The 12018-nt window shown below is 72.3% G+C and carries 10 protein-coding genes; 4 read left to right on the top strand and 6 right to left on the bottom strand.

Going from position 1 to position 12018, the window contains the following annotated elements; all coding sequences use genetic code 11:
- Positions 1-130 precede the first annotated feature (130 nt).
- The 3 genes from metG to rsxB are packed head-to-tail and all read left to right on the top strand — an operon-like array spanning position 131 to position 3319.
- On the top strand, positions 131-2203 hold the full coding sequence (metG, locus tag N790_RS01330) for a methionine--tRNA ligase (RefSeq protein ID WP_043799899.1): 2073 nt from the start codon (positions 131-133) through the stop codon (positions 2201-2203).
- Between the two features lie 7 nt (positions 2204-2210).
- Positions 2211-2792: an electron transport complex subunit RsxA gene (rsxA, locus tag N790_RS01325; RefSeq protein WP_043799898.1), complete on the top strand. Its 582-nt coding sequence runs from the start codon at positions 2211-2213 to the stop codon at positions 2790-2792.
- Entirely contained in the window at positions 2792-3319 is a 528-nt protein-coding gene (rsxB, locus tag N790_RS01320) for an electron transport complex subunit RsxB (RefSeq protein ID WP_052385578.1), read from the top strand. Before rsxA ends, rsxB begins: the two co-directional genes overlap by 1 nt.
- Here rsxB and N790_RS01315 read toward each other — a convergent pair.
- From N790_RS01315 to N790_RS01290, 6 genes are all read right to left on the bottom strand, one after another.
- Positions 3298-4179 (bottom strand): TraB/GumN family protein, encoded by an 882-nt coding sequence (locus N790_RS01315; protein WP_043799897.1) that lies wholly within the window; start codon positions 4177-4179, stop codon positions 3298-3300. The genes rsxB and N790_RS01315 overlap by 22 nt on opposite strands.
- 19 nt (positions 4180-4198) lie before the next feature.
- Positions 4199-5152, bottom strand: coding sequence for a DUF1684 domain-containing protein (locus tag N790_RS01310; RefSeq protein ID WP_043799896.1), 954 nt, complete (start codon positions 5150-5152; stop codon positions 4199-4201).
- Positions 5152-6960, bottom strand: coding sequence for a DNA mismatch repair endonuclease MutL (gene mutL, locus N790_RS01305; RefSeq protein WP_043799895.1), 1809 nt, complete (start codon positions 6958-6960; stop codon positions 5152-5154). Before mutL ends, N790_RS01310 begins: the two co-directional genes overlap by 1 nt.
- A gap of 52 nt (positions 6961-7012) precedes the next feature.
- A complete protein-coding gene (locus tag N790_RS01300) occupies positions 7013-8338 on the bottom strand; it encodes an N-acetylmuramoyl-L-alanine amidase (RefSeq protein WP_245593720.1) in 1326 nt (441 codons plus the stop codon).
- Between the two features lie 133 nt (positions 8339-8471).
- Complete coding sequence (gene tsaE, locus N790_RS01295) at positions 8472-8933, bottom strand: tRNA (adenosine(37)-N6)-threonylcarbamoyltransferase complex ATPase subunit type 1 TsaE (protein ID WP_043799893.1); 462 nt, start codon at positions 8931-8933, stop codon at positions 8472-8474.
- A complete protein-coding gene (locus tag N790_RS01290; protein WP_043799892.1) occupies positions 8930-10408 on the bottom strand; it encodes a bifunctional ADP-dependent NAD(P)H-hydrate dehydratase/NAD(P)H-hydrate epimerase in 1479 nt (492 codons plus the stop codon). Before N790_RS01290 ends, tsaE begins: the two co-directional genes overlap by 4 nt.
- Positions 10409-10449: 41 nt before the next feature.
- On the opposite strand from N790_RS01290, the gene queG reads away from it, so the two are divergent.
- The gene (gene queG, locus N790_RS01285; protein WP_245593719.1) at positions 10450-11496 is read left to right on the top strand and encodes a tRNA epoxyqueuosine(34) reductase QueG; all 1047 of its coding nucleotides are present in this window, start codon (positions 10450-10452) and stop codon (positions 11494-11496) included.
- Positions 11497-12018 lie beyond the last annotated feature (522 nt).

The following is a 12018-nucleotide window of genomic DNA, read 5'->3' as shown; positions in this document are numbered from 1 at the left end:
CCCTCGCTTCCGCCGTGGCGGCGGCGCCGGTCCCTCACTCGGGAGAAGAACCTCTTTCTTGCGCCCGCGGCGGCCGCCCCGGCGGCGCGATCTGGGATAATGGCGCCCCCGCCGAGGATGCCCCGCCCCGATGACGCCCCGCCCCGCCCTGGTCACCACCGCCCTTCCCTACGCCAACGGCCCCCTGCACCTGGGCCACCTGGTGGGCTACATCCAGGCCGACATCTGGGTGCGCGCGCGGCGCCTGGCCGGCGGCGAGGCCCACTTCGTCTGCGCCGACGACGCCCACGGCACCCCGATCATGCTCGCCGCCGAAAAGGCCGGCATGGCACCCGAGGACTTCATCCGCGGCATCCAGGCCGGCCACGAGGCCGACTTCGCGGCCTTCCGGGTCGATTTCGACCACTACCACTCGACCCACTCGGACGAGAACCACGAGCTCGCCAGCCTCATCTACACCCGCCTGCGCGACGGCAGCCACGGCGTGAAGGCCATCGCCGTCCGCTCGATCCAGCAGCTCTACGACCCCGAGCGCGGCATGTTCCTGCCCGACCGCTACATCAAGGGCGAATGCCCGAACTGCGGCGCGGCCGACCAATACGGCGACAACTGCGAGGTCTGCGGCAAGGCCTATGCCCCCACCGACCTGAAGAACCCGCGTTCGGTGGTGTCCGGCGCCACGCCCGAACTGCGCGATTCCGAGCACTACTTCTTCGAACTGGGCAAGTTCGAAGCCTTCCTGCGCGAGTGGCTGGCCGGCGACGTGGCCCACCCGGCGGTGAAGGCCAAGCTGGCCGAGTGGCTGGAAGGCGGCCTGCGCGACTGGGACATCAGCCGCGACGCACCTTACTTTGGCTTCCCCATCCCGGACGCGCCGGGCAAGTTCTTCTATGTCTGGCTGGACGCGCCGATCGGCTACCTGGCCGCGTTCAAGGCCCTGTGCGCGAAGACCGGCACCGACTTCGCCGCCTTCACCGACGCCGCCCGCGCCGGCGGGACCGAGATGCACCACTTCCTCGGCAAGGACATCATCAACTTCCACGGCCTGTTCTGGCCCGCCATGCTGCACGGCTCCGGCTTCCGCGCGCCGACCGCGCTGCACGTCAACGGCTACCTGACCGTGAACGGCGCGAAGATGAGCAAGTCGCGCGGCACCTTCGTGATGGCGCGCACCTACCTCGACGCCGGGCTCGACCCGGAGGCGCTGCGCTACTACTTCGCGGTCAAGACCGGCGCCGGCGTGGTCGACCTCGACCTCAACCTCGAGGACTTCGTGGCGCGCGTGAACGCCGACCTGGTCGGCAAGTTCGTCAACATCGCCAGCCGCTGCGCCGGCTTCATTGCCAAGCGCTTCGACGGCCGCCTGGCCGGGGCGCTGCCCGAGCCGGCGATGTACGAGCACTTCGTCGCCGGAGTGCGCGAAGTGGCCGCCAGCTACGCCCGCGACGAGGTCGGCCAGGCCATGCGCCAGGTGATGGCGCTGGCCGACGAGGCCAACCGCTACATCGACGAGCGCAAGCCCTGGGTGATCGCCAAGCAGGAAGGCGCCGACGCCGAACTGCAGGCCGTGTGCAGCCAGGGCCTGAACCTGTTCCGCCTGCTGGCCGCCGCGCTCAAGCCGGTGCTGCCGGGCACGGCGGCGCGGGCCGAAGCCTTCCTGCGCGCGCCCGTTTCGCACTGGGACGACGTGGCCGCGCCCCTGCTGGGCCACGCCATCGCGCCCTTCGAACCCCTGATGACCCGCATCGACCCCAAGCAGATCGAATCCATGACCGACGCCAGCAAGGAAGACCTCAAGCCCGCCGCCACGACGGCCGCCGCCCCCGCGAAACCGGCCGCGCCGCCGGCGCAGGCGCCCGCGGCGACCCCGGCGCACATCGGCATCGAGGACTTCGCCAAGCTCGACCTGCGCATCGGCAAGGTGCTCGAGTGCGGCTTCGTGGAAGGCTCCGACAAGCTGCTGCGTTTCCTGCTCGACGCCGGTGAACTGGGCCAGCGGCAGATCTTCAGCGGCATCCGCGCCAGCTACGGCGAGCCGGAGAAGCTGGTGGGCCGCCACGTGGTGTTCATCGCCAACCTTGCGCCGCGCAAGATGCGCTTCGGCCTGAGCGAGGGCATGATCCTGTCGGCCGGCTTCGACGGCGGCGCGCTGGCCCTGCTGGGCGCCGACGACGCCGCCGCGCCGGGCATGCCGGTCCGGTAAGCGCGCCATGGACGACATCGCCCTGCTGCTGGTCGGCGCGGTGTTCGTCAACAACTTCGTGCTGGTGAAGTTCCTGGGGCTGTGCCCGTTCATGGGCGTGTCGCGGCGGCTCGACGCCGCCTACGGCATGGCCCTGGCCACCGGCTTCGTGCTCACGCTGTCGGCGGCGCTGGCCTGGTGCGTGCACCACTGGCTGCTGGCGCCGCTGGGGCTGGAACACCTGCGCACGCTCGGCTTCATCCTGGTCATCGCCGCGGTCGTCCAGTTCACCGAGACGGTGATGAACCGACAGAGCCCGCGCCTGTACCGCGTGCTGGGCCTGTACCTGCCGCTGATCACCACCAATTGCGCGGTGCTGGGCGTGGCCCTGCTCAACGTGCAGGAGCGGCGCGGCTTGCTCGAAGCGGCGCTCTACGGCTTCGGCGCCGCGGTCGGCTTCGGCCTGGTGCTGGTGCTGTTTTCGGCCATGCGCGAACGGCTCGAGGCCGCCGACGTGCCCGCCAGCTGGCGCGGCACGCCCATCGCCCTGGTCACCGCAGGGCTGATGTCGCTGGCCTTCACGGGCTTCTCCGGCATGGTGGCGGCCTGATGCTGGAAGCGGTGCTCGTGGTGGTGGCCCTGGCCGCGGCCTGCGGCGCGGTGCTGGGCTGGGCCACGGTGCGGTTCCGGGTGCAGGGCGACCCGATGGTCGAACGCATCGACCGGCTGCTGCCGCAGACCCAATGCGGCCAGTGCGGCTACCCCGGCTGCAAGCCCTATGCGCGCGCCATCGCCAGCGGCGAGGCCGACATCAACCAGTGCCCGCCCGGCGGCGAGGCCGGCGTGCGCGCCCTGGCCGAGCTGCTGGGCCGCGAGCCCAAGCCGCTCAACCCCGGCAACGGCGAAGCCAAGCCGCCGCTCGTGGCGCTGATCGTCGAGGAAGACTGCATCGGCTGCACCAAGTGCATCCAGGCCTGCCCCGTGGACGCCATCGTCGGCGCGCCCAAGCGCATGCACACCGTCATTGCCGACCTGTGCACGGGCTGCGAGCTGTGCCTGCCGCCCTGCCCCGTGGACTGCATCGAACTGGTGCCGCCGGCGCCGCGGCCGGTGCTTCAGAGCCGCTCGACGGTATAACCCTTCGCGCGCAGCAGCTCGACCACGCCGTCCTCGCCCAGCAGGTGCATGGCGCCCACCACCACCAGGGCGTCGTCGTCCCGGCTGTCGTCCAGCAGCGCCTGCAGGCGCGGCAGCCAGGCCAGATTGCGCCCGCGGTTGAGGCGCTCGTACAGGTCGGGGTACTCGGCCTTCATCTTCGCCGCGCTTTCGGCGTGCAGCGCTTCCGCATCACCGGCGCGCCAGAGCGCGTGCATGCGGTTGATTTCCTGTTCCAGCGCGGACAGGTCGGAGAGCACGTCGTCCAGCGCCTGCTCCTGCTGCGTCGCGTCCATGCCGTCGAACATCGCGATCTGCTGCGCGCCCGTTTCCAGCCCGGCCACCGGCTTGCCGGCGGCCACGGCGCGGTTGGCGAAATGCTTGTCCAGGCCCAGGGCCGGGTCCAGGCCCACGCGCTGCATTTCGGTCACCGAGATCACCAGGCTGACGAACCAGGCCTCGTGCGCCTGCAGGAAGTCCAGCGACATGCCGCGCTGCGCGGCGTGCGCCTGCAGCCGCCCCCAGGTGTCGGCCGGCAGCCTCGACTGCAGCGTGCCGCCGCCTTCGATGCGGGCGGCCGCGGCCATGGCCTGGCCCAGCGCGGGGTCGCCCATCTCGGCCGGCGGCAGTTCGAACACCAGCTTCTCGGCGTCCTCGAAGGCCGCGTCGGTGCTGGCGGCCAGCGGGTAGTCGCCCTCGCGCAACAGGTGGAAGGAGCCGAGCAGGTACAGCGAATTGTCGGCGTCGCTCACCTTCCACAGCAGCGGCCGCGGTTGCTCGGCCCGGGCGCAGCCGGGGGCGGCAAGGGCCAGCAGCAGCGCGGCGATCAGGGCGTGGCGCATTCGTTCGTCCTCGGGGGGCTCATTCGGGGAAAGGCAGCGGCTTCTTTTCGCCGGCGGCAACGGCCAGGTCCAACCGGTTTTCCGGCGGCGGCATCGGGCAGGTCGAGTACGGCGTGTAGGCGCAGGGCGGGTTGTAGGCGCGGTTGAAGTCGAGCACCACCTTGCCGTCCGGGCCGGCCGGCTTCGCGTAGAGGAAGCGCGAGGCGGCGTAGGTCTGGTGGCCGCTGGTGCGGTCGGCGAACACGAAGAACAGCTGGCCGTCGCCCTCGTCGAGCGCCTCCAGGCTGAACTGCGCGCCGTCCTTCTCGAACAGCACCCGGCCGGGGTTGGGCATGGGTTCCACCATGCCCAGCATGTTGACGATGTCGATGGTCTTGCCCGGCGGGTGCGCCTCGAAGCGCGCCTCGAAGCGGAAACCCGGGTCGATGTCGAAATAGTCGATGCCGGGGAAGCTGGTGCGGGTGCGCGCCATCGCATTGCGCACGCGCAGGGCGAAGCGGCCGCCGCGTTCGATCAGCACGAAGCTGGCGTCGCCGCGGTTGAAGCCGACGACCGTGGGCTTGCCCTGCGAATCGGGCACCAGCGTGACCGTGCCTTCGGCCGGCTCGCCGTCCACCGTCACTTCGGCGCCGTCGGCGATGCGCAGCGTGACCGTGCCGTCCTTGCGCACGTCCAGCATGCCCACCTGCGGCGGGCCCAGGGAGAGGCGGGTGCCGTTGTCCTGCGCGGAACCGACATAGGTGGCGCCCGGGCTCAGCCAGTGCAGGCCCACCAGCGACAGGAACCCATCGGGGCGGAGCAGTCGCTCCTGGCGCTCGTGCCGCCAGTCGCGCACCTCGCGCTCGTAGGCCAGCTTCGCCTCGCGGGCGGCCTTGGCCGCGGCGGCCTCGGCGGCGGCGTCCTGTTCGGAGGACCCGCCGCAAGCGGCCAGCAGCAGCGACAGCGCCAGGACAGGCAGCGAAGACAAGCGCATCAGCGTCCCCTCAGGAAAAGTCGGTCGAGTTCGGCCTTGCTCAGCTGCACCCAGGTGGGGCGGCCGTGGTTGCACTGGCCGCTGCGCTCGGTGGCTTCCATGTCGCGCAGCAGTGCATTCATCTCGGGCAGCGTCAGCCGGCGGTTGGCGCGCACCGAGGTGTGGCAGGCCAGCGTGGACAGCAGTTCGTTGCGCGCCTCCTCGAGCCGGCGGCTGGCGCCGTGTTCGCGCAGGTCGGACAGCACGTCCAGCGCCAGCGCGCGCGGGTCCAGGTCGGCCAGCAGCGTGGGCACGCTGCGGATGCTCAGCGCCTGCGGCCCGGCGCGGCGCAGTTCGAAGCCGTAGGCGGCCAGCGCCTCGGCGTGCTGTTCGGCGGCATCGGCCTCGCGTTCGCTCACCGCCAGCGACACCGGCACCAGCAGCGGCTGGGTGCGGATGCCCTCGCCGTCGAGCGCCGCCTTCAGGCGTTCGTAGGTGATGCGCTCGTGCGCGGCGTGCATGTCCACCAGCACCAGGCCCTGGGCGTTTTCGGCCAGGATGAAGACGCCGTGCAGCTGCGCCAGGGCGAAACCCAGCGGCGGCGCCTCGGCTTCGTTCGCGGCCGGCAGCGGCGCGGGCATGGCCGGCCCCCCGCCGGCGCGCGAACCATAGAGCGCGGCATAGGCTGGCAGCACCTCGCGCACCGGCAGGCCCAGGCCCGACTGCTGCGGCGCCCAGCCGGCGGACGAGGCCGCGGAGCCGGCCATCGTTTCGCCCGCCGCGGCCGGCGCGAAACCCGCGCCCACCGCCTCCTGCGCCAGCGCGCCGCCGGCGCGCGTGGACGCCAGCGCCGCATGCAGCGTGCGGTAGATGAATTCATGCACCAGCCGCTGCTCGCGGAAGCGCACTTCGTGCTTGGCCGGGTGCACGTTCACGTCGACGCCGCGCGGGTCGCATTCCAGGAACAGCACGAAGGCCGGGTGGCGGCCATGGAACAGCACGTCGGCATAGGCCTGGCGCACCGCGTGCGCCACGGTGCGGTCGCGCACGGCGCGGCCGTTGACGTAGAAGTACTGCTGGTCGGCGCTGGAGCGCGAGGCGGTGGGCAGCCCCACCCAGCCATGCAGGCGCAGGCCGGCGGCGGCGTGTTCCACTTCCAGGCACTGGCGGGTGAATTCTTCGCCCAGCGCCTCGGCCACGCGGCGCAGGCGTTCGCCGCCGTCGCGCACCGGCTTGTAGTGGCGCGACAGCCGGCCGTTGTGGCTCAGGCGCAGTTCCACGTCGGGGCGCGCCAGCGCCAGCGAGCGCAGCCATTCCTCGACGTGGCCCAGCTCGGTGCGCTCGGCGCGCAGGAACTTGCGCCGCGCCGGCACGTTGAAGAACAGGTCGCGCACCTCGACCGTGGTGCCCTCGGGATGCGGGTGCGGCGCCGGCGTGCCGACGCGGCCGCCGTCCACCTCCAGCCGCGCGCCGTGGCCCTCGCCGCGCGCACGCGCGCTGATGGCGAAGCGGCTCACCGACGCGATCGAAGGCAGCGCTTCCCCGCGGAAGCCGAGCGTGGCGACTTCCTCGAGGTCTTCGATGGAGGCGATCTTGCTGGTGGCGTGGCGCGAGATGGCCAGCGGCAGTTCGTGCGGCGGGATGCCGCCGCCGTCGTCGCGGATGCGCACCAGGCGGATGCCGCCTTCCTCGAGGTCGATGTCCACCCGGGTGGCGCCGGCGTCGAGCGCGTTCTCCACCAGTTCCTTCACCACCGAGGCGGGCCGTTCGACCACCTCGCCGGCGGCGATCTGGTTGACCAGGGTGTCGGGAAGCTGCTGGATCGGCACGTATCGCGGTCTCGGGGGGTTCCGAGGCCGATGATAGCAGCGGCGGCGCGGCTTACTCGGGCAGGCCGGCCATGGCGCCGGCCATGGGGATGGTCAGGCGCTCGCCGACCTTCACGGTGTCGCCCTTGAGGCGGTTGGCGGCGCGGATCGAGTTCATCGGCACGCCGTGGCGGGCGGCGATGAGGCTCAGGGTTTCGCCGCGGCTGACCACGTGCTGGCGGCTGCCGCCCAGCGTGCCCTGGCGGGCGGCGTACCAGGTGCCCGGGGGCGCCTGGTTGGCGAAGTAGTTGCGCACGCCGCCGACGATGGCGCTGGCCATGCGGCTGCGGTAGGCGGGGTCGCTCAGGCGCGCTTCTTCGCCCGGGTTCGAGATGAAGCCGGTTTCCACCAGCATCGAGGGCACGTCGGGCGAACGCAGCACCACGAAGTTGGCGCGCTCGATCTGCGGCTTGTGCGCCTTGCCCACGCCCTTGAGCGAGGCCAGCACTTCGCTGGCGACGTCGTCGGAGACGCGCATGGTGGCGTTCTGGGAGAGGTCGAGCAGCACCGCGGCGAGGTTCTTGTCGCGCGCGTCGAGCTCGACGCCGCCCACGAGGTCGGCGGCGTTCTCCTGGTCGGCCAGCCAGCGCGCGGCCTCCGACGAGGCGCCGCGCAGCGAAAGCACGTACACGGACGCGCCGTTCGCGGCGCGGTTGTGCGCGGCGTCGGCATGGATGGAGATGAACAGGTCGGCCTGCGCCTCGCGCGCGCGCTGGTAGCGCTCGTGCAGCGGGATGAAGACGTCGCCGTCGCGCACCAGGTAGGCCTGCATGCCCGGATCGGCGTTCACCTGTCTGGCGAGCTCGCGCGCCATGGCCAGGGTGATGTCCTTCTCGAACTTGCGGGTGGGGCCGATGGCGCCCGGGTCCTTGCCGCCGTGGCCGGCGTCGATGGCGACGATGAGCTTGCGCTCGCCCTTGCCGATCACGTCCTCGACGGTGCGCGCGGGCGCCGGCTTGCCGGCCACCGCGGGCGCGCTGCCCAGCAGTTCCACCACCAGGCGCGCGGAATCACCCTCGCGCTCGAGGCGGCTGCGCGGCTGCACGCCGCGGCCCAGGTCGAACACCACGCGCAGGTCGCCTTCGGCTGGCTTGCCGGTGCGCACGCCGGACACCACGCCGTTCGGCGCGGGCGCCTTGAACCCGCCGGCCAGCGAGGAGCGCGAGAGGTCGAGCACCAGGCGGTCGGGGTTGGCCAGGGTGAAAAGCTTGTAGTCCGCCGGGCCCGAGAGCTCGAGCACCGCGCGGGTGCCGTCCTCGCCTTCGACCAGGCTCAGGCCGCGCAGCTGGGCGGCCTGCGCCGACGCGGCGGCGAGGCCGGCGAAGGCGGCAAGGGACAAGGCAAGGGCGGAGATCCGGCGCATACGGCGGATTGAAGCACCGGGTTTGGGGAAAAGCAAGGGTTTTCCCTTTGGAATCCGATACCTGCCGGACCTTCCTAGGATTTGGGTCAGAAGAGGCCCGGAAAGCCCCTCAAATCGGGGCCCGGGCCAGCCAGGCCTGGCCCGCCGGGCTGGCAGCCTCCAGCCGGGCGCGGCGGCCCGCGCCTTCGACGGCCAGGCGTACCCGAAGGTCCGGGGCCGGCAGCCCGCCCTGGCCCCGGTCTGGCCATTCCACCAGCCACAGCACGGCCTCGGCGGCCAGGTCGTCCAAGCCCAGGAAATCGAGTTCGGCGGCGCCGGCCAGGCGGTAGAGGTCGAGGTGCGCCGCCTCGCCGGCCGGCAGCGGATAGCGTTCGACCAGCGTGTAGGTGGGGCTCTTGATGGCGCCGCGCACGCCCAGCGCGCGCAGCCAGGCGCGGGCCAGGCTGGACTTGCCGGCGCCCAGGTCGCCCTCCAGGAACACGACGGCGCGCGCTGGCTGGCTGGCGGCCAAAGCGGCGGCCAGGCCTTCGGTGGCGGCGGGATCGGCCAGGAAAACCTCGCGCGCGCTCATTCGGGGTTCGCCAGCCTGCGCAGGTAGGGGAACAGGTCGGAGGGCAGCAGGCCGCGTTCGCCGCCGATGCGCGCGGCCTGGTCGCCGGCGGCGGCATGCAGCAGCGCACCGGCCACCGCCGCCTCGAAGGCCGGCAGGCGCTGCGCGTGCAGCGCGGCGACCACGCCCGAGAGCACGTCGCCCATGCCGCCGGTGGCCATGCCCGGGTTGCCGGCGCCGATCACCACCGGCACCTCGCCGGGCGCGGCCACCACGGTGCCGGCGCCCTTGAGCACCACCACGCAGTCGAAGCGGCGCACGAGGGCGGCGGCGGCGGCGAATCGGTCGGCCTGCACCTCGGCGCTGGTGACGCCAAGCAGGCGCCCCGCTTCGCCGGGATGCGGCGTGAGGATGGCCTGGGGCAGCGGTGTCGGCGCGGCGGCCAGCAGGTTCAGGCCGTCGGCGTCGAGCACCAGCGGTTTGCCGCTGGCCAGCGCGGCGGCATAGAGCGCGCGGCCCCAGTCGCCCTGCCCCAGGCCCGGGCCCACGGCCAGCACGGTGGCTCGCTCGACCAGTGGTGCCAGCGCGGCGGCGTCTTCGACGGCGTGCGTCATCGCCTCCGGGCGCGCCGCCACCAGCGCCGCGACGCCGGCGCTGCGCGTGGCCACGCTGGCCAGGCCCACGCCGGTGCGCAGCGCGGCTTCCGCGCACAGGCGCACGGCGCCGCCCATGCCCACCTCGCCGCCGACGCAGAGCACGTGGCCGTGTTCGCCCTTGTGGGCATTGGCGTGGCGCGGCGCCAGCCAGCGCGACAGGCCGTCGGGGCGGATCAGCCAGGCGGCCGGCGCTTCGTCGGAGAGGCGCGAAAGTTCCAGGCCCAGTGCATCCACCCGCACCTCGCCGTCGAAATCGCGGGCCATGCCGGTGTACAGGCCACGCTTGGCGGCGATGAAGCTCAGGGTCACGTCGGCGCGCACCACGGCGCCGACGGCGTGGCCGGTGTCGGCGTCCAGGCCCGAGGGCACGTCCAGCGCCAATACCGGCACGTGGCTGGCGTTGATGCGTTCGATCATGGCGCGCGCGGCGTCGGAGGGCGGGCGCGCCAGGCCGATGCCGTAGAGCGCGTCCACCCAGACGTCGGCCTCGGGCAGCAGGCCGTCGAAGGTCTCCACCCGGCCGCCGGCGGCGCGCCAGTCGGCCAGGGCCTGGCGCGCTTCCCTGGCGCGCGGGCTGGTGCCGGGCGGTGCCAGCACCACCACGGCGAAGCCCTCGGCTTTCGCCAACCGGGCCAGCACGTAACCGTCGCCACCGTTGTTGCCCGGCCCGCAGGCCACGCCGATGCGGCGGGCCCGCGGCCAGCGTTCGCGCAGCAGGCGCCAGGCGGCCTCGCCGGCGCGGCACATGAGGGTGTAGCCGGGCACGCCCAGGGTTTCGATGGCCGTGCGGTCCATCGCCCGCACCTGGGCGCCGCGGTACAGGGGCAGCAGTTCGCTCATGCCGGGATTCTATACTTGCCGGCATGCGCGACCCGGCCGACATGACCGCCCTCGCCCGGGCCATACGCGCCTGGGGCGCCGAACTGGGCTTCCAGCAGGTGGGCATCGCCGGCATCGAGCTGGGCGAGGACGAGGCGCACCTGCGCGACTGGCTGGCCAAGGGCCAGCACGGCGCGATGGACTACATGGCCCGGCACGGCGACAAACGTTCGCGCCCGGCCGAACTGGTGCCCGGCACGCTGCGCGTGCTGTCGGCGCGCATGGACTACGGCACCGGCGACGACACCGCGGCCTGGGCCACGCTGGAACGCGGCGAGGACGCCTACGTGGCGCGTTACGCGCTGGGCCGCGACTACCACAAGGTGATGCGCAACCGCCTGCAGAAACTCGCCGACCGCATCGCCGGCGAAATCGGCCCCTTCGGCTACCGCGCCTTCGTCGATTCGGCGCCGGTGCTCGAGCGTGCGCTGGCGCGCGACGCCGGCCTGGGCTGGATAGGCAAGCACAGCTGCCTGATCAACAAATCGGCCGGCAGCTGGTTCTTCCTGGGCGAGATCTACACCGACCTGCCGCTGCCGGTGGACGTGCCCGCCAGCGCGCACTGCGGCACCTGCACGCGCTGCCTGCAGGTGTGCCCGACGCAGGCCATCGTGGCGCCCTACCGCGTGGACGCGCGCCGCTGCATCAGCTACCTGACCATCGAACTGAAGGAAGCGATTCCCGAGGAGCTGCGGCCGCTGATGGGCAACCGCATCTTCGGCTGCGACGACTGCCAGCTGGCCTGTCCCTGGAACAAGTTCGCGGTGCGCCACGACGAACCCGATTTCGTCGCGCGCAACGGCCTGGAGCGCGCGAGCCTGGCCGAGCTGTTCGCGTGGGAGGAGGAAGAATTCCTGCGCCGCACCGAAGGCAGCGCCATTCGCCGCACCGGCCACGAAGGCTGGCTGCGCAACATCGCCGTGGCCCTGGGCAATGCCCCCACCACGCCCGCGGTGCTCGCCGCCCTCGCCTCCCGCCGCGACCACCCCAGCGCCCTCGTGCGCGAGCACGTCGCCTGGGCCCTGGCCCGGCACGAAAGGGAAAAATAGGTTCTTTTCCCAAGTCAGGGATGGGCTGGGCGGGGCTGCGCGACCACCGACCTGGCGCCGGCCCCACCGCGAAGGCGAGGGTCGATTCCCACTCAGTGAAGCCTCTTATTTCGCGGGAATCGACCCTCGCCTTCACGGCGCGTCCGGTGCGGGGCATCCGGTCCTCTGGACGAAGGGCCCGTGGCTGTACGCTCCGATGCTTGCGCGTCACGCTCGGGGGCCAAGGCGAAACATTTTTCTTGCGGATCAGGCTGGGCTAAATCGGTTCGGGCACGAGCCACAGCGCGTCTTGTCGTTCGCGTCCCTCCGGACGCGGGGTGTGGCGGCAGGGCCAGCGTGGAAGATGGCCAGTACGAACCGGTTCGCCGCCCGGCGGCGGGTGTGGGTTCGAGGCGGGCACATCGATGCCTCCGGCGTCTGATCGGACTGTCCGGGGTGGCGAAGCGCCTTTCGCCTCAACCCCTCACCCGCCGCCGGGCGGCGAGGACTCTCACGCTGACCACCTTCCACGCTGGCCCTGCC

The sequence above is a fragment of the Arenimonas malthae CC-JY-1 genome (assembly GCF_000747075.1).
Taxonomy (GTDB): domain Bacteria; phylum Pseudomonadota; class Gammaproteobacteria; order Xanthomonadales; family Xanthomonadaceae; genus Arenimonas; species Arenimonas malthae.
Note: the sequence above shows the minus strand (reverse complement) of the source record. Positions and strands in the feature narration are given on the sequence as shown.

Coding starts and splice junctions, on each gene's coding strand:
- rsxA (WP_043799898.1), top strand. CDS start 2,211: ATGGACGACATCGCCCTGCTGCTGGTCGGCGCGGTGTTCGTCAACAAC.
- rsxB (WP_052385578.1), top strand. CDS start 2,792: ATGCTGGAAGCGGTGCTCGTGGTGGTGGCCCTGGCCGCGGCCTGCGGC.
- metG (WP_043799899.1), top strand. CDS start 131: ATGACGCCCCGCCCCGCCCTGGTCACCACCGCCCTTCCCTACGCCAAC.
- tsaE (WP_043799893.1), bottom strand. CDS start 8,933: ATGAGCGCGCGCGAGGTTTTCCTGGCCGATCCCGCCGCCACCGAAGGC.
- N790_RS01310 (WP_043799896.1), bottom strand. CDS start 5,152: ATGCGCTTGTCTTCGCTGCCTGTCCTGGCGCTGTCGCTGCTGCTGGCC.
- N790_RS01315 (WP_043799897.1), bottom strand. CDS start 4,179: ATGCGCCACGCCCTGATCGCCGCGCTGCTGCTGGCCCTTGCCGCCCCC.
- queG (WP_245593719.1), top strand. CDS start 10,450: ATGACCGCCCTCGCCCGGGCCATACGCGCCTGGGGCGCCGAACTGGGC.
- N790_RS01290 (WP_043799892.1), bottom strand. CDS start 10,408: ATGAGCGAACTGCTGCCCCTGTACCGCGGCGCCCAGGTGCGGGCGATG.